We start from the raw sequence: 18,188 nt of genomic DNA on the forward strand, positions 1-18,188 counted from the left end.
AAGGTATGAATAAAATATCTAAAGTTTATAGTGCGATAGAAGATATAAAACATAACTTTCTTGAGGTGAAACCAGATTTAACATTTAAAGAGGTAATAGAAGAGGCAAATCGATGTCTATATTGTTACGATGCTCCATGTATAAAAGCTTGTCCTACAAGCATAGATATTCCTTCTTTCATTAAAAAGATTACTACAGATAACTTAAAAGGGTCTGCTCGCGTAATTTTTGAGGCTAATCCAGTTGGAGCAACTTGTGCAAGAGTGTGTCCAACTGAAGAACTATGTGAAGGGGCATGTGTATTAAATGAAGCATCTCAACCAATAAAGATAGGAGATTTACAGCGCCATGTTACAAATTGGACAATGAAAAATGAAGTCCAGTTGTTTAAGGAAGGAGAAAAAAAAGGGAAAACCATTGCTATTGTTGGGAGTGGCCCAGCAGGCTTATCAGCTGCGCGAGAATTAGCAAGGTTAGGCTATACTGTTACAATTTTTGAAGCAAAAGAAAAAGCTGGGGGATTGGATACTTATGGAATAGTATCTTTTCGATTGCCGCAAGAAGTATCACTGTGGGAAGTTGATCAAGTTAAGAAATTAGGTGTTAAAATTCTTACTAACACAAAAGTGGGTAAGGATATTATAGTATCAGAACTAATGAATAGTTTTGACGTAATTGTTTTAGCGATTGGTATGTCTTCTGTACCAAATCTTAATATAGAAGGGGAAAATTTGAAGGGAGTATATGATGCAATCCAATTTGTTGAAGATACAAAAAGTAAAGAGCCCACTAGTCGGTTCTTAGGTTCGCGTATTGCAGTTATTGGTGCAGGAAATACAGCAATTGATGCAGCAACTTGTTCAGTTCGGTTGGGAGCTGAAAATGTAAAAATGATTTATCGTCGTACCCAGGAAGAAATGCCTGCATATCAATTTGAATATGAGTTTGCTAAACAAGATGGAGTAGAATTTAAGTGGTTAACACAACCAAAACGAATTATTGGTGATGAAAATGGACATGTAAAGCAATTGGAATGTATACGTATGGAATTGGGAGCAGAAGACTCTTCTGGGCGTCGTAGGTCAATTCCTATTGAGGGTTCGGAATTTATTATTGAAGTGGATGCAGTAATTAAGGCGATTGGGCAGACGCGTTATATTAAATTAATTGAAGAATTTGGTCTCCTTCATAATAAAGGTATTGTTAAAATCAATCCAAAAACAAACCAAACATCTAATCCAAAAATTTTTGCTGCAGGGGATGTTGTTTTTGGTGATGGTCAAGGTGAAGCAATGGTGGTTAGTGCGGCAGAGCAAGGTAAACAAACAGCATATGCTATTCATAAATATGTGTTTGGTTACAAATTAGATGGAATGATGAAGGAGGTTTTATAATGGCGGATTTGTCTATTAACCTAGCAGGGATAAAATCTCCTAATCCGTTCTGGCTAGCATCGGCACCACCAACAAATTCAGGATACCAAGTACAAAGGGCTTTTGCGGCAGGATGGGGAGGAGCTGTTTGGAAAACGTTAGGTGCACCAGTTGTAAATGTCTCTTCTCGTTTTTCTGCTACAAATTTTCAAGGGAAAAAAGTTGCTGGATTTAATAATATTGAATTAATTTCAGATCGTCCCCTTGAAGAAAACTTGAGAGAAATTTATGACACAAAGAAGAAGTTTCCGAATCATACAATTATAGCTTCACTTATGGTAGAACCGAAGCAACATCAATGGCACGAGATTGTTAAAAGGGTACAAGATGTAGGAGTTGATGGATTTGAACTGAATTTTGGTTGTCCTCATGGAATGGCTGAGCGTGGAATGGGATCTGCATCCGGGCAAGTACCTGATCTTGTAGAAAAGCAGACATATTGGGTAAAAGAAGTAGCAGAAGTACCAGTGATTGTAAAGTTAACACCTAATATTACAGATATTACAGAAACCGCATATGCAGCCGTAAAGGGGGGAGCAGATGCAGTTAGTATGATTAATACAATTAACAGTCTAATGGGAGTTAATATTGATACATGGAATCCCATTCCACATGTAGATGGAAAAGGAGCACATGGTGGATATTGTGGCCCAGCTGTGAAGCCAATTGCATTAAATATGGTTGCAGAGTGTGCACGTCATCCCGAAATCAATGTACCAATTTCAGGTATGGGGGGGATTTCTAATTGGCGTGACACGGTAGAGTTTATATTAATGGGATCAACAAGCGTACAAGTTTGTACAGCTGCTATGCATCATGGTTTTAGTATTATAGAAGATATGTTAGACGGTTTAAATAATTATTTAGATGAAAAGGGAATTTCTTCTGTGATGGATATAGTAGGGAAATCTGTACCAAGATACTCTAATTGGGGGGATCTTAATCTAAGTTATCATGTGGTAGCAAGAATCAATGATGATGTTTGTATAAAATGTAATAAATGTTATATTTCTTGTGAAGATACATCACATCAGTGTATTGAGATACTTACTAACGATAAGGGAAGTAAATTTCTTAAGGTTCGTGAAGAGGATTGTGTAGGGTGTAATTTATGTTCTATTGTTTGTCCTGTTGATGGAGCAATTGATATGATTGAAACTACAAGTAAAGCACTAGTGACTTGGAATGAGCTTCAAGCTTCAATAAAATAGCTAATAAAAATTAAACATCCAAAGAAGAATACACAAGGTTATCATAAATAAATGCTGCCCTGATTCAATTTTTGAATCAGGGCAGCATTTATTTATGATATAGACCAATAGCTTCAGTAATATTAGTGAGTCCATCTTTTTCTAGTAAAGTTAAGATTTCTTGATTAATATGCTTTGCAACAGAGGGACCACGATAAATCATACTAGTATAGATTTGAATAAGTGAAGCGCCAGACTTAATTTTTTCATATGCATCTTCTCCAGTAAATACTCCACCGGATCCTATAATGGGTAAATTTCCTTGAGTCTGTCGATAGATTTTAGAAATAATTTCTGTAGAACGATGATTTAATGGTTTACCGCTTAAACCACCATTTTGTTTTTGAAATTTTGAATTTAGATTAGTGCGACTTATAGTTGTGTTCGCTGCGATAACTGCATCAATTTTTACCTCTTGAATTATTGAAATAACTCCTTCTAGTTGTTCTGGAGTTAAATCAGGAGCAATTTTTAAAATAATAGGACGATATTGATTATGTTTTTTACACAGCTCATTACGTTTATCTAATATAGAAGTTAATAATGGTTTTAAAGTATCGACATATTGTAAGTCTCTTAATCCTTCAGTGTTTGGAGAACTAATATTAATGACAAAATAGTCACCATAGGAATATAGTGTTTCCAATCCCTTTTGATAGTCTAAAGTGGCATCTGAGTTTGGAGTATCTTTATTTTTCCCTAAATTTATCCCTAGAGGAATATTGGGACGTGGTAAAGTCATAAAGTTTTGCTTTGCTCTATTCAAGCCCTCACTATTAAAACCCATACGGTTAATAAGTGCCGTATCCTCAGGTAAACGATATAAGCGTGGTTTAGGATTTCCAGATTGAGGTTTAGGTGTGATAGAACCTACTTCAACTGATCCAAAACCAAGTGATGCAAGACCTGGGTATACATCAGCAAATTTGTCAAACCCTGCAGCCAAACCAATAGGATTAGGAAATTTAATATCTAGTAATTTACATTCCAATCTAGAATCATTTAATCTCATATTTTTATTGTACATATTTCTAGCAAATGAAAATGATTGCATCATTTTTAAAGCATGAATAGTTCTCGTATGAGCTTTTTCTGGGTCCATCTTAAATAATAAATTGCGGATATTTGCATACATCGTTAGAATCTTCCCTTCAAATAAAATAAAAAGAACGATAAAAACTCTTTATCTAAAATGAACAATGTAAAGTGTATTCTAGATGATTGATAATTAAAATTTTTGGATAAGTACAACGCCTATAATAACTAAAATAGCACCAAGAATACGGGGTAAGGACAATAGATGTATAGGCACATTAATTAGACCAAAATGATCTATTAATACAGATGCAACAATCTGCCCGGCAAGCACTAACGCAACGGTGGTTCCTGCTCCAATTCTTGGAATAAGAATAATGGTAGCCAGTACATAAAAAGCTCCCAAAACGCCACCAGTCCATACCCACCATGGTGCAGAAGCAATCCCTTTATTAAAACTAAAACCAGCTTTAAATAATGAAATGGTAAATAAAGTAATCGCCCCAACTATAAAGGAAATAGTCGCAGCTACAAGGGGGGATCCTACAAAAGTACGTAATTGAGCATTAATACTAAATTGAATAGGTAAAGCAAGTCCAGCCAGGAAGGCAAATATTAAGAATAAAATCCACATAATAAAATATCTCCTTACTTATATGAAATTGTTAAATATAGAATAAGTATGTAATATTATTTTTTAAAATTAATAGTATTTTATGAATAATCCGAGGGTGCCTCACCCATTATATTCCATAGATAGGTGTTATTCAAATGTTTTTTAGGCTGATTTTTCAGATGTAAAATTTATTTTTTAATATTTTTATGCAGAATAATTTAGAAAATAATAAAATTTATTTGTTATGATTATTAGTGTTAGCGATAGTAATAGAGAAATATATTTTTAGAAATGAGGGGTTAAAATTATGAACTCAATATGTGTATTTTGCGGATCAAATTATGGGGAAAGTGAAGAGTATAAACATGCAGCAGAAAAGTTAGGTAAATATTTAGGTGAAAAAAATATCACATTAATTTATGGTGGAGGAAAAGTGGGATTAATGGGGAGTGTAGCAAATTCTGCCCTACAAGTTGGCGGGAATGTGGTAGGGATTATCCCAGAATTTTTACGAGATAAAGAAATTGCGCATCAAGGTATTACGGATTTAATAGTTGTAGACTCTATGCATTCACGTAAACAAAAGATGAATGATATGGCTGATGGATTTATTGTATTGCCTGGTGGATATGGAACTTATGAGGAAATGTTTGAAGTTTTATCTTGGGGACAAATTGGTATACATAAAAAGCCGGTAGGCCTACTTAACGTTGATGGGTTTTTTGATCCTTTAATTGATATGTTACAACATACAGTTGAAAAAGGATTTGCAAGACCTGAAAATCTTAGTTTAATTCTTTCTTCAACAAATGTAGAAGATCTTTTAAAGAAAATGAAAAATTATAATCATATTATAGTGAATAAATGGGTTAAATGAAGAGGATTAATATAATTTTTAATAAGGAAAGAGGGGGACTTACAATAGTTCCCTCTTTTTTTGTTTGAAAAATAAAATTTGATATAACAAACGTTTATATCAATTAATAATAAAAAAATTCTAACAAAATTTTATCAAGTTTTTTTCTGATGATATTAGTTTACAAATATAAAAACTAAGTATATTACCAAGTAGATTTTATTACACTGTAATCTGTACTTTTAATTGAGAGAAGCTTTAAATTTATGATAATACTAGTAGTTTTAGAGGAAGAATGAAAAATGAAATGTATGAAATCTGAGGAGTGATGTCAGACAATTACTTTTTTGTAAAAAAATAATAAATTTTCTGATATATTATTGAATCTGCATTTTTTGTTTGATATATTATTAATCATTGGAAGTTTGGGAATTATTAGACTATTGATATCTGTTTAACCTCATGAATTAATGGATTGAAATAGAATGCATTGAATATGCGTAACGAATTTATTGCTTTTACTAGCAAGATATTTAAGAAACTAGGGAGGGAAATCTGTGTTATCTGCATTAAAGGTAGTGCCAATCGAACAAATATTTTTACATGAAGAATATGAGGTAGAGAGGTTAAAATCAATTTGTAAAAAAATTAAAGATGAACAAAAGCTAAAGAATCCACCTATTGCCTTACAAATAAATAATGGCAAGTATTTAATACTTGATGGTGCACATAGAACATCTTCTCTGCAAGCTCTAAATTGTAAGAGAATGGTTGTTCAAGTAGTGGAATCAGAATTGATATCTATTGATTCATGGGCACACTATATTCCAAATGACAGAAACTTTATTGCAGATTTAAAAGAAAATCCTAATTTATATTGGAGCGATGTTCCTATTCAAAAACAAGATTTTTTAGCGATTATTACAATTGATGGGAATAATTATTATATTTATTCTAAGTTTATGAATCAATTAGATTTGACCTTAATGGTAGATTTGTGGAAACAAATTGTAAATGTATATAGAGATAAATATCATTTTCAACGTATTTCCAATAATGAGTTAAAAGAAGATGGTATTGTTATTCGTTATCCTTCTTTAAGTTTAAAACAAATCGCTCAAGTAGTAGAAGAAGGTATCTTACTTCCTGCTGGTGTTACAAAATTCACAATAAATTGTGGACGTTTTTTAAACTTAAATGTACCTTTAAGTTTTATTATCCGTGAAGATTATGTAGAAGAAGATTGGAAAGAGATGTTAAGTCTCTGGAAAGAATCTATTAGATTGTATACAGATCCAATATATTTATGTGAGATTTAAAAAAGAATTATTTTTCTGAAAAACTAAATATTCATAATTTTGGAGGTATTTTAAATGTTGTATAGAGAAAGAACTAATGATAATCGAAAAGTATATTTAAATGGCGAATTAATTAAGGACGTATCAAAACACTCAGCATTTGAAGGAGCGATTCATTGTGTAGAACAGTATTACAGTTTGCAGAATGAGAAACCAGAAGAGCATAGTTTTATAGATGAAGAGGGACAACAATGCTCAATTAGTTTACTAGTTCCGAAAAATATAGAGGATTTAGAAAGAAAAAGAAAGGCTTATAAAGAAATAGCTGATATATCTTATGGAATGCTTGGTAGAACACCTGATTTTATTAATGCGGCAGTAGCTACAATATCTGCCCATGCTGGTTTTTTCGGAAGCGGGGAATATGCAAATTACACTGAAAATGCAAAGCAATATTATAAGCATGTAAAGAAAAATAATTTATTTATAGCACATGGATCAATTAATCCACAGATTGATCGTTCAAAAGCTTTAGGTGCACAAGAGCATGATTTTGCAGGAGTACATGTGGTGCGTTATGATGCATCCGGAATTGTGGTTAAGGGTGCAAAAATGATTGTTACTTTAGCACCAATTGCAGATGAACTACTAATCTTTAATATGCCGGGGCTTAAAGCTGGTGATGAGAATTATGCAGTAGCATTTACTATACCTGTAAATTCTCCAGGATTAAAAGTAATTTGCAGGAAACCATTAGTGAAAGAGGGATATGATAAGTTTGATCATCCATTGACAAATCAATTTGATGAAATAGATGCTTACTTATTATTAGATGAAGTGTTTGTTCCTTGGGATAGAGTTCTTATATTTAGGGATGTAGAAAAATCTAATCAATTTTATGATAAGACTTTTGCAAGGCACCATACAGGACATCAAGGAATTGTAAGGGGACTTGCAAAGGCCGAACTATTGACTGGTATTGCAATTAAACTAGCTGAAATGCTAAAACTTAATCAATTTATAAATGTGCAAGAAAAATTAGGAGAGTTAACATCTTATGTAGAGTTATTAAAAGCAAGTATCGTATTAAGTGAGCAGGACGCATATATGAGTCCTGAAGGAGTAATTACACCAAGTATTAATGCAATTCAAGCTATTAGATATAATTTCCCAAAAATGTATGAAAAAATGGTGAAATGCATTCAATCTCTAGCTGCTGGTTCTATGCTTGCGACACCTCATCATGAAGATTTCTTTAATGAAAATGGAGATTACTTAATGATGGCTCTTTCAACTGGTGAATTTGATGCAAAAGAAAGAACGATGCTACTTAATTTAGCATGGGATGCTTCGGGAGACGCTTTTGGTCAGCGTCAATTAGTATATGAGTACTACCATGCTGGTGATCCAATGCGTATAGCAGCTGGGCATTATCTTTCATATGAAAAAGGTCAAATGTATAGCATGGTGGAAAGGATTTTGAAGAGTGAAACGAATAAAGTGTGCATGTCTCGTTAAAAAAGAAAACAGTAAATTGTTATTGGTAAGGGTACGAGATAATCAGCATTGGTATTTACCAGGTGGGAAGATTGAACAAGGCGAGATAGCTAGTGAAGCTTTAAAAAGAGAGATACGTGAGGAATTAAATATAAAACTAATACCGAAGAGTATTCAATATTTATATACAGTTACTGGACCAGCATATAATGAAGAAGCGTTAGTTGATCTGGTTTGTTTTTCTGCAGATTGGGAAGGGGAAATTCAACCTAAGGCAGAGATTAGTGAAGTGGATTGGATTGAATGTAAGGAAGCGAATTTATTAGCTCCAGCAGTGTTGGAATTAATAAAAAGCTGGGATTAATTATTAATATTGGGGTGAACAACTACATTGATTTATAATATAGAACGTTTAGTTAATAAGATGAAACAAAATAATTTAGATGTCATTATTGCTGCTACGAAAGAAAATATTCGTTATTTTACTGGGTTTCAGCCAGTCGTAAAGACATTAAATCCATACTTTGGACAATGTTATGCAATTGTTACAATTGATAGTCCTGAAGTTGTGCATCTTGTACATTCTATTGGAGAAATTGATCAAGTATTAGATGCACGAGTGCAAGTAGGAAAAGTATATACTTATGGAGTTTTTTTTAGGGAATATTCAAATAACGTTCCTCTGACTGAAGAAGAAGAGCAACTAAAACTATTATCTAATGTTGATGCGAGCTATTCTAATGGAATTGAAGCATTGATTGCTCTTTTAAAAGATATAGATGTTGAACATTGCAACATAGGTATAGATGAAGACGGAATGCAACCAAATCATATTAATACGATTAGTAATTATTTTAAGAAAAGTAGTATAAATCCTGTTTCAAATATTTTAAGACATGTTAGATCTATAAAAACAAATCATGAAATTCAGGCACTGACTTATTCGGCAAATTGTATTGAAAATGCAATTGAAGATGTAACAAATAATTTATTTGAAGGCATAAGTGAATATGAAATAGCAGACATTTTTAATTGTTCTATCGCCAAAAAAGGAGCATTGCCTGTTTTACCGATGATTAAGGTAGGAAGACATGCTGTGGGAGGTCAGCGGAGACAAAGTAAAGACATTAAATTAATGCCAGGTGACCTAATTTGGTTCGACTGCGATATTGTATGTGATGGATACTGGGCTGATATTGCTCGAGTCTTATCATATAAGTATATGAAACCGGAATATGATAAATTTAATGCTCTTTATCAAGGCCAATGTATAGCTATGCAAGAGATTCAGCCTGGCATGAAGGGGGCAGATGTTTTTGACTTAACGATGAATGCAGTTTATAAATCTGGTTTCACGGAATATAGAAGACATCATGTGGGACATGGGATAGGATTGGAGCCTTATGAGTTGCCTATACTTGCTCCAAATAATGAGGATGTAATTGAAGAAGGAATGGTCTTATCTGTAGAAACACCATATTATGAGTTTGGTTTAGGAGCCTTACATGTAGAGGATCCAGTTTTGATTTCTTCTAGTGGTAATAAAGTGTTAACTCGCACAAAAGGGCATATCAAAATCGTGGAGTGATAAATGTATGATATATGATAATATTACAGAATGCATTGGAAATACACCCGTAGTAGATTTCAAAAGTGATTTAGTACCTTATGGTAAAAAATTATATTTAAAACTGGATTATTTTAATCCGAATTTCAGCGTAAAAGATAGAACAGCCCTTGGATTAGTAAAAGCTGCTATAAAAAGTGGGAAAATTCAAAAAGGTGATATTTTAATAGAATCAACTTCAGGAAATTTGGGTAAATCTCTAGCAATGTTAGGCGCTGTGTATGGATTTCAGGTAATTATTGTTGTGGACCCAAAGATTAGTTCTAACTTATTAAAATGGTATAACGCATATGGTGCTCGAGTTGAGATGGTAAAAAATCCAGATGAAAATGGTGGGTTCCAAAAAGCGAGAATTCAACGTGTGAAAGAACTCATATCACAATATCCTAATGCATATTGGACAAATCAATATGATAATCCCGATAACCCTAATTTTCATGCTGAAACTACTGGTAAAGAAATTGTCGATTTACCTATTGATTCTGTTGTAGGGGCAGTAAGCACAGGTGGACATTTGTGCGGAATTGGAAAATTTATCAAACGATTTAACCCTGAGATAAATGTAATTGCTTGTGATGTTAAAGGTTCTGCTGTATTCCAAAATCAATTTAATCCGTACTTAATTAATGGGGTCGGGCTGAGCTGGAGAGGTCAAAATACGAATTTAGAAGTGATAGATCAAGTTTGTATAGCAAGTGATCAAGAAGCAATTTCAACTTGTCGCATATTAGCTAAAGAGTATGGCATTATGATAGGTGGTTCTGGTGGGTTATCAGTCATTTCAGCATTAGCATGGCTACAAAATAGTAGTGCAAAGGCGGCTGTGACAATTATTCCAGACACAGGAGTAAACTATTTGGATCAAATTTATGATGATATCTGGTTAGAGCAAAGAGGAATAATATTATTAGAAAAAGAACAGCTTCAACAAAGGATAAATGCGAAGCAATTTATGACAACAGACAACCTAGAAAGTAAAACTTTAGTCTGAAAAGCATAGTTTTTAAATCCATGGCCTATAATAAGTAAACTAGTTTATATTATAAGTTTAAAAAACAGGAAATAACTACCTAAGCACATAAATATATGTAATTTCTATTAATAAGGAGGCAACTAGTGAAATGAATGCCAATAAGGAGCAATTTATAAAGTTCATTTTTGAGGAAAATATTCTTAAATTTGGCGATTTTGAATTGAAATCAGGACGTCATAGTCCGTATTTCTTTAATTTTGGATCATTTGATGACTCGGTTAAATTATCTAGATTAGGAGAATCCTATGCTTCTAATATTATAGAAAATGACATTAAGTTTGATGTTATTTTTGGACCTGCGTATAAAGGGATTCCAATTTCTCTATCTGCATCGATGGCTTTGTTTTATAAACATGGCTTACGAGTGAATTATGCATTTAATCGTAAAGAAGCAAAAAACCATGGTGAAGGCGGAAATATTATTGGAACATCTCTAAAAGGAAAGAAAATACTTGCAGTAGATGACGTTATTACTTCAGGTAGAACAATTAAAGAAACAAAAGAAATTATTGAGAAGGAAGGTGGAGAATTATCTGCATTTTTGGTTGCTCTTGATAGAGAAGAAATAGCATTAGATTCTCAACTTTCAGCCTTAGAAGAGGCATCAAAAAAATATGGTGTAGAAATATATGCAGTAGCTAAAATCTCTGATGTAATGAATTATATGGAAAAAGAGTACGGGAAAACTTATATCCATCTATCTGCAATCCAAGAATATTTAAAATTATATGGATCAGAAAGCTTAGGAGTTTATTGAAATATAATATCTATTAAAAGGTGAGTAAACAGAGAATAAATTTTTTGGCCACTGATAAATGTAAAATATGAAATCCCAGTCTATAAGTTGATAGGAAAGCCAAAAAATACTGAAGGAAAGTATGTAGAGGGAACAACAGAAGTAATTTATGAATATGAAAAAGTAGAAGAGCTGAATGTCCCAATGGATCCGAAAGGTTCAAATAATCCAAAGGAATCATTAAAAGGTGAATTTTTGAAAAAAAGCTTATGTTACAAAACACAGGCGAGAAAGAGGAATCATTATTCTGGGCGATTTTATGTATCATGTCAGGATTATTATTGATTTCTAATAGAGCTAAAAAGAATTTCTCACATCTGCAAGTTGGAAATGGTACTTTAGAACTGCTTCTATAATACGACAAAATAGTTTATTCAGTAAGAACAAAGGATATGAATTCAATAGTAAGTTGAATTCATATCCTTTTTATTTTATAGTGATTTGTTATATTTAAAGGAATACGAACAAACAGAAATTATAACTGTACAAAGTTGTCTGTTATAGAAAGAATTGAAGAAACGTTTCTAAAAGCTTTAAAATGTATTTTATAAAGCAGCAAGATGTTAATTTAGGAATTTTTTGTCTTGCTGAAGAGGATAACATGGTAGAAATGGCTATGATATAATAAAATTCAAGTATACTAAGGGGGATTAATGAGATGATTTTTCAAAGCATGATAACAGCTATTATAGAAAAATTACAAGAGACGGTGAATCCCTATTGGATAATTGTATTTGGATCAACGGCTGAGAACAGAGAACGAGAAGATAGTGATATTGATATAGCTTATTTAAGTGACACAACTTTAGGGAACTATGAACGTTTTTTATTAGCACAGGAGTTAGCTAACATTGTTCATAGAGATGTTGATTTAGTTGATTTATCCGAAGCTTCTACAGTTTTTCAAGCTCAGATTATACATACAGGAAAGACAATATTTTGTTCGGATGAAAAACGTAAGGTCATCTTTGAAATGAAAACCTTAAAAATGTATTCAAAATTGAACGAAGAAAGACAGATAGTATTTGATGATATAAAGAAAAGAGGTTCTATATATGAAGAATGAGGTTATTTTAAATAAAATTTCTACAATAGAGCGTTGTATAAAAAGAATCCAAGATGTATATGGAAATGACCCTGAAAATTTAGAGGATTTTACAAAACAAGATTCAATAATATTGAACATACAAAGAGCTTGTGAAGCGAGTATTGATTTAGCAATGCATATTGTTGCAGGGAAAAAATTAGGACTACCCCAATCTAGTAGAGAGGCTTTTGATTTATTGGTTACAGCAGGATTACTTAGCGCTGATCTAGCAAATAAGTTAAAAGCAATGGTTGGATTTCGTAATATTGCTGTTCATGATTATCAAAGTGTAAATTTAGATATTGTTCGTCAAATTATTGAAAAACATTTAACTGATTTTAAACTATTTACGAAAGAAGTAATGGGGATATTGGAATTTTAGGCAAAAGAACAGAATAATAGGACTGAAAAAGAAAGTAATTCTATGATTCCCAAACCAGCTATTGAAACAATTACTTAATTTCGTAAGAAGAAACGCGGTCATAAGATGAATTTGTTTATGTTGTAGCGAGGCTTTGCATGAGATGTGTGTAGTTAATAGTAGGAACAATATCCACATACAATTTTATCAACAAATAAGTAAATATTTTCAAAACTAATTTTTATACATATAATGTATATTAAAAACAAAAAAGTTTCCTTATGGAAACTTTTTTGTTTTTGGTAAATTTATGGCGGTAAATTAATATGCAGTTTTTGAAAAAAATGATGAATCATGTCAAATCATCTTCATTTACACGAACATGAACGTAGTATAAAAATGAAGCATATCCAAAATAATTAAAGGGGGCTGAAAAAATGATTAAAAAACTTATTATTGGTTCTATTGCTTTAGGCACAACAATAGGAGTGAGCAAACCTACATTTGCTGCTACAATACATTCTCCATCACAGTTTAAAGAAATTCAAAATGTTCATGTGCAATCCCTACACTCTCCATGGCAGTATTTAGGGCAAACTTCAAGGGAACTTCAAATTAAAAGTAAGGATCCAAAAGTACTAGCTTTTGAACTAGCAAAAGAAGCGCCATTTTACGAAGAAGAATTAGTAGACATATGTTCGGTAATTTTAGATGCAAATGTAGACGTTATATATTGGACAAGTAAGGAATGGGTTAGATTTGAAGAAGGAAATTATGAATTTAAACATGAAATTAAAATTTTTAGAGATAAAGAACGTCAGCAATTAATTACTGCACTAGAATCTTAGAACTTTTACAAAAAAGAAGCTATTTTTAGTATGCTATTCTACCCTCATAGTAGATAGGAAAAAGAAAACACATTAACCTATTTATTGTCGAAAATAAATTGCGATTATAATAGCAATTGTATTCCCAAAAGCAATGTGTCAAATGGATTTTAACATACCTGTAACGGTATTGTTATCAATAAAGTATGCACAGAATTACAAATGGTTGTTTAGAATATTAGAAAAAGTTTAACTGATAAAACCCATTGATCTCAGTATGTCTACATGAGATCAACGGGTTTTTATTATTATGTATTCGAAGATATGGAAAGTATTTTGTGTGTCTATAAAGTTTGGTTTTGAATTTTACGGATGTCTGTATATTACATGAACATTTACAGATATTTTTGTTATAATTATTTATGAGGTGTATGAAATGAAACACAAAACATTTGGATATGTACGAGTTTCCAGTAAAGATCAAAATGAGGAACGACAAATTCGAAATATGAAAGATTTAGGAATAGAAGATCAAGATATTTTTATCGATAAACAATCTGGTAGAAATATGCAACGCGAAAATTATCAAATGTTAAAACGTCTTGCTCGTACAGGTGATACCATTGTATTTGATTCTTTAACTAGACTAGGAAGAAGCATGAATGATGTCCTCCAGGAATTCAGATACTATGAAAAGCATGAGATTAATTTACAATTTATAAAAGAACCATTTATTAATGTAAATTACACAGGTAAGAGTACAAATGATGTTATTCAAAGTGCTATTCAGAAAGCAACGCTTACCATTTTATCTGCTTTTGCAGAAAAAGAACGGCATGATATTAAACAGCGACAAGCGGAGGGTATTGCTCTAGCTAAAAGGCAAGGTAAACGGTTAGGACGTCCTCCGGTAGAAATTACAGCCGAATTTATTGAAGCCTATAAAGAATGGAAGTCTGGTGGCATTACAGCAGTAGGAGTCATGAAGAAATATGGTATCAAACGTTCTTCGTTTTACAAACTTGCTAAGCAGTATGAAGAAACAAAACATAAAAATCTACTGAATGATTAATTATAATTTAGGAGGTTATTATATGAAACATACAGCAAAAGTAAAAATTGGTGATTGCGTTCAATTTTCTTATCGTAAGAATCCTTCCTTGCAATTAACTGGATATGTGGTAAGAGTTTTAACAAATACCATTGTTGTAGAGGTTTCAGATATGATGGAAGAGGAGTTAATTGATGCTAGACAGGTAGTAAAGCATGGGCGTTATCATAAGATAGCCCGTAAACAAGTAAAAAGTAAAGTTTCATGAAAAATGCTCTTAAAGAAATCTAGAAGCAACTTTTCAAATGTCATAGACTGTCTTGAATACATTTATGTATTGGCATTTTTGTTCGTATTTTGTATACTAAACGTGAGTTTTCCTTACAGTAGGCAATCTTTCAATTTCTATGAAAGCCAACTAATCTGTTAATTATGTATGGTAGCAAATAAGCTCTTATGTCCACAGATATAAGAGCTTATTTGCATATGTATCACTCTTTTATGTACAATGAAAGAAAAACATCATATGAGATGGGGAGAGGAAAACCCATGTCCAACAAACAATTAGTGAATTTACGCATTGATTTTGCTTTTAAACAATTATTTGGCACAAGTGGAAATGAAGATATTCTCATTGCTTTTTTAAATGCGATGTTACAAGAATCTTTAGAATCACCCATTGTTTCGTTACAACTAGAAGATCCACACTTGCACCGAGAACATGAAGAGGATAAATTATCGATTTTAGATATTTCCGCTACATTAGATACAGGAACAAAGGTAAATGTAGAAATACAGCTGAATAACAATCATGACATGATTAAGAGAAGTTTGTATTACTGGGGAAGGCTATATACATCCCAACTACAAAAGGGAATGCCATATAGTTCTCTTCACAAAACCATTACGATTAATTTATTAAACTTTGTGATGTTTCCAGAATATGAAGCATTTCATACAACAGGAATCTTATGGAATCAGCAACAACAAAAGAAGTTAAGTGATGATATTGAAGTTCATATTGTGGAGATTCCAAAACTCATGCAACAGTGGCGGAATGAACAAGTTAATCCCTGGGAAGATTCTTTTGTTCGTTGGTTGTTATTACTTCCAGCGAATGAGGATGAACAATTAACTCAAACATTGGAGGATATTGCGATGAACCAAGACCCTATTTTACAAAAAGCGATGAATAAATGGGAACGTATGAGTCAAGATTCTTCTTTCCGACAAGCGTATGAAGCAAGGGAGAAAGCGTTGATGGATGAAGCCGCAAAGTTTGCTTATGCAGAACAAAAAGGGATTGAAAAAGGGAAAATGCAACTTATTCGTGGTATGCATAAAAACGGAATGCCAATAGAAGATATTGCAAAGTTTACAAATTTACGTATAGAAGAAATACGAAATATTTTACAAGCCTAAATAATTAAAAGTAACAACTACAAATACTGTAGGTATTATTTTTTAGTGACCGCCACCAGGAAGTATAGTTAATGTTTGAAATGATTTGAACTACTCCTACTTTCACTTCGTTTTACAAAAAAGAAGGACCAAGGTTGGAAATAGATAAATCATAATAAAAAACTACAGGTCTGTAATTGATTAAGAACCTGTAGTTTTTTTATGTTTATCCTATTTTATTTTCCATTTTTTTGCGTTTCAATAATAAATTTTGAAACTAATTCTGATAATGCTTCTACTTTTTCTTTTATGTTGTTAGATTGATTTGATACTTCCTCAATTGATGCCGCTTGTGATTGGATTGACTGTACAGTTTGAGTGGTTTCTTTAGCTATTTGTGTTGCAGTTTCAGAAACACTTGATATAGAAGCATTAACTTCTTCTGTACCAGCAGACATTTCTTCTGTTGCTGCAGATACCTCTTGAATTTGGCTAGTGATTTTATTAATAGCCACCATAATAGATGATAATGCTTGATCTGCTTGATAAGCAGCTTCTTTTCCTTCTGTAGCCTTTTGTTGACCTTTTTGCATGACATTCACCGTATCTTTTGTATCTGTTTGAATCAATTGTATTAAATGATTAATTTCATTTGCGGATTCTTTCGACTTCTCTGCTAAATTCCTTACTTCGGCTGCAACTACTGCAAACCCTTTTCCATTTTCTCCAGCACGCGCAGCTTCAATAGCAGCGTTTAATGCGAGAAGATTGGTTTGTTCGGCAATGTTAGTGATAGGTTCTTCCAGTTAATTTTTCATTAGAGAAGATTTGAATAATTGTACCTACTTTTATTGTATTTCCCACAAATTTCTCCTCCGCACTTAAATATGATACTTACTATTTTGTTGATTATTATAATCATTTGATTTTTTGTCCTAATAGCACCTCTATAAGGGTATTTATTCTTTTATCTTGCACACTATAATAAGTTTCGTATCCCTTTCTATTGCTAGCTAGTATTTTTTGTGATTTCATTATGGCTAGATGTTGAGATGTGGTAGACTGTGGCCTTTCTAAAAAGTCTGCTATTTGATTTACATTGCATGGACCTCTTTTAGTAAGTTCTATTATTATTTTGATTCTTATTGAATGTGATATTGCCTTTAAAAGGTTAGCGTATTCTTTGTAAATAGACATTTAAATTTTTCTCCCTAACGTGTATTTCTATTGCTGTTTAAATAAAAAATATAAAACTATATATAATGATTAATAACTTTATAAAAATATATTATAGAATGTTAACATTTTTATAAGTGAAATTGTGCTTGCCCTTTATCAAGTAGAGGATGAAAAAGCGTTGGTATTGTAAAGTAAGAGCGAATTTTAATAATTACTTCAAGGTATTTACTGATTCCTTTTCTATAAATAAAGAGAGGTCTTAAACCTTAAAGAACTTTTAATTTAACACCTATAAAATATGGTTATAAAACAAAATCCAACTATAAGGATAATGGATATTGTAATAAATTGATTGTAGTATCTTTGCAATTATTGTATTTATTTGAGGGGATGATATTATCCCCTTTAGGTAGACAGTGTGAAAAAGACCATGTATGATATTATCCCCTTTAGGTAGACAGTGTGAAAAAGACCATGTATACACATGGATGTTACACTATTACGTGGAGGGGATTTTTCATGGCGAAAAAAGGTACAACATTTAATACATACTCAAATGAGATAAAGTTATCAGCTGTTCAAAGTTATTTAAACGGTGAGGGAAGCTACGATATGATAGCGAAAAAATATCAGATTAGAAGCTCTACACAACTTAAAAATTGGGTGAAAAAATATAAAGAACGTGGTGAAATTACAGATACTCGCGGGGAAAATAATAAAACGAAAGGTATACCGAACCCTTTAAAAGGCAAACGGATCCATTTTAAAACTGTTGAAGAAGAGCGTGATTACTATAAGGCTCAGGTTGAATATTTAAAAAAGCAGTATCCAAATCTGTAAA

General features: G+C 32.2%; 19 protein-coding genes and 1 pseudogene. 16 read left to right on the top strand and 4 right to left on the bottom strand.

Annotation, left to right across the window (positions count from 1 at the left end; all coding sequences use genetic code 11):
- Positions 1-5: 5 nt before the first annotated feature.
- The gene (locus tag J0835_RS27840; protein WP_061531285.1) at positions 6-1,394 is read left to right on the top strand and encodes an NAD(P)-dependent oxidoreductase; all 1,389 of its coding nucleotides are present in this window, start codon (positions 6-8) and stop codon (positions 1,392-1,394) included.
- Positions 1,394-2,644: an NAD-dependent dihydropyrimidine dehydrogenase subunit PreA gene (gene preA, locus J0835_RS27845; protein WP_062821617.1), complete on the top strand. Its 1,251-nt coding sequence runs from the start codon at positions 1,394-1,396 to the stop codon at positions 2,642-2,644. The genes J0835_RS27840 and preA overlap by 1 nt, the downstream gene beginning before the upstream one ends.
- Positions 2,645-2,732: 88 nt before the next feature.
- Here the strand turns inward: preA and J0835_RS27850 are convergent, their stop codons facing one another.
- Both J0835_RS27850 and J0835_RS27855 read right to left on the bottom strand, forming a co-directional pair.
- Positions 2,733-3,818: a quinone-dependent dihydroorotate dehydrogenase gene (locus J0835_RS27850; protein WP_062821618.1), complete on the bottom strand. Its 1,086-nt coding sequence runs from the start codon at positions 3,816-3,818 to the stop codon at positions 2,733-2,735.
- A 93-nt stretch (positions 3,819-3,911) separates the two neighbouring features.
- On the bottom strand, positions 3,912-4,352 hold the full coding sequence (locus tag J0835_RS27855) for a DMT family transporter (RefSeq protein ID WP_000264901.1): 441 nt from the start codon (positions 4,350-4,352) through the stop codon (positions 3,912-3,914).
- 289 nt (positions 4,353-4,641) lie between these two features.
- Here J0835_RS27855 and J0835_RS27860 point away from each other — a divergent pair, with 289 nt between their 5' ends.
- The 13 genes from J0835_RS27860 (at position 4,642) to J0835_RS27920 (ending at position 16,189) form a co-directional block, all read left to right on the top strand.
- The gene (locus tag J0835_RS27860; protein ID WP_001084317.1) at positions 4,642-5,211 is read left to right on the top strand and encodes a TIGR00730 family Rossman fold protein; all 570 of its coding nucleotides are present in this window, start codon (positions 4,642-4,644) and stop codon (positions 5,209-5,211) included.
- Between the two features lie 536 nt (positions 5,212-5,747).
- Positions 5,748-6,509, top strand: coding sequence for a ParB N-terminal domain-containing protein (locus J0835_RS27865; protein WP_062821619.1), 762 nt, complete (start codon positions 5,748-5,750; stop codon positions 6,507-6,509).
- Positions 6,510-6,563: 54 nt separating this feature from the next.
- Positions 6,564-8,006, top strand: a complete 1,443-nt coding sequence (locus J0835_RS27870; protein WP_000966858.1) for a 4-hydroxyphenylacetate 3-hydroxylase family protein — start codon at positions 6,564-6,566, stop codon at positions 8,004-8,006.
- Positions 7,975-8,349, top strand: coding sequence for an NUDIX hydrolase (locus J0835_RS27875; protein ID WP_046199359.1), 375 nt, complete (start codon positions 7,975-7,977; stop codon positions 8,347-8,349). The genes J0835_RS27870 and J0835_RS27875 overlap by 32 nt, the downstream gene beginning before the upstream one ends.
- Before the next feature lie 27 nt (positions 8,350-8,376).
- Positions 8,377-9,573: a M24 family metallopeptidase gene (locus tag J0835_RS27880; protein ID WP_000639936.1), complete on the top strand. Its 1,197-nt coding sequence runs from the start codon at positions 8,377-8,379 to the stop codon at positions 9,571-9,573.
- A gap of 7 nt (positions 9,574-9,580) precedes the next feature.
- Complete coding sequence (locus tag J0835_RS27885) at positions 9,581-10,603, top strand: PLP-dependent cysteine synthase family protein (RefSeq protein WP_000638692.1); 1,023 nt, start codon at positions 9,581-9,583, stop codon at positions 10,601-10,603.
- Between the two features lie 130 nt (positions 10,604-10,733).
- Entirely contained in the window at positions 10,734-11,402 is a 669-nt protein-coding gene (pyrE, locus tag J0835_RS27890) for an orotate phosphoribosyltransferase (protein WP_000993282.1), read from the top strand.
- Between the two features lie 697 nt (positions 11,403-12,099).
- A complete protein-coding gene (gene mntA / locus J0835_RS27895) occupies positions 12,100-12,507 on the top strand; it encodes a type VII toxin-antitoxin system MntA family adenylyltransferase antitoxin (RefSeq protein ID WP_000577223.1) in 408 nt (135 codons plus the stop codon).
- The gene (gene hepT / locus J0835_RS27900; protein WP_000787540.1) at positions 12,497-12,910 is read left to right on the top strand and encodes a type VII toxin-antitoxin system HepT family RNase toxin; all 414 of its coding nucleotides are present in this window, start codon (positions 12,497-12,499) and stop codon (positions 12,908-12,910) included. Before mntA ends, hepT begins: the two co-directional genes overlap by 11 nt.
- Before the next feature lie 416 nt (positions 12,911-13,326).
- On the top strand, positions 13,327-13,737 hold the full coding sequence (locus tag J0835_RS27905) for a hypothetical protein (RefSeq protein WP_000592181.1): 411 nt from the start codon (positions 13,327-13,329) through the stop codon (positions 13,735-13,737).
- A gap of 415 nt (positions 13,738-14,152) precedes the next feature.
- Positions 14,153-14,788, top strand: a complete 636-nt coding sequence (locus J0835_RS27910) for a recombinase family protein (RefSeq protein ID WP_000681161.1) — start codon at positions 14,153-14,155, stop codon at positions 14,786-14,788.
- Positions 14,789-14,810: 22 nt separating this feature from the next.
- On the top strand, positions 14,811-15,035 hold the full coding sequence (locus tag J0835_RS27915; protein ID WP_000683046.1) for a DUF2187 family protein: 225 nt from the start codon (positions 14,811-14,813) through the stop codon (positions 15,033-15,035).
- A 281-nt stretch (positions 15,036-15,316) separates the two neighbouring features.
- Positions 15,317-16,189 carry an Rpn family recombination-promoting nuclease/putative transposase gene (locus J0835_RS27920; RefSeq protein ID WP_000066765.1) on the top strand — a complete coding sequence of 291 codons (873 nt, stop codon included), beginning with the start codon at positions 15,317-15,319 and terminating at the stop codon, positions 16,187-16,189.
- 215 nt (positions 16,190-16,404) lie between these two features.
- Here the strand turns inward: J0835_RS27920 and J0835_RS27925 are convergent.
- Positions 16,405-16,962: pseudogene (locus tag J0835_RS27925) on the bottom strand (methyl-accepting chemotaxis protein); the annotation flags it as partial.
- A gap of 124 nt (positions 16,963-17,086) precedes the next feature.
- A complete protein-coding gene (locus tag J0835_RS27930; RefSeq protein WP_000029764.1) occupies positions 17,087-17,365 on the bottom strand; it encodes an ArsR/SmtB family transcription factor in 279 nt (92 codons plus the stop codon).
- Positions 17,366-17,866: 501 nt separating this feature from the next.
- Here J0835_RS27930 and J0835_RS27935 point away from each other — a divergent pair.
- Complete coding sequence (locus J0835_RS27935) at positions 17,867-18,187, top strand: helix-turn-helix domain-containing protein (RefSeq protein WP_001074673.1); 321 nt, start codon at positions 17,867-17,869, stop codon at positions 18,185-18,187.
- Position 18,188: the final 1 nt, after the last annotated feature.

The sequence above is a fragment of the Bacillus cereus group sp. Sample62 genome, from assembly GCF_036851315.1.
Taxonomy (GTDB): domain Bacteria; phylum Bacillota; class Bacilli; order Bacillales; family Bacillaceae_G; genus Bacillus_A; species Bacillus_A wiedmannii.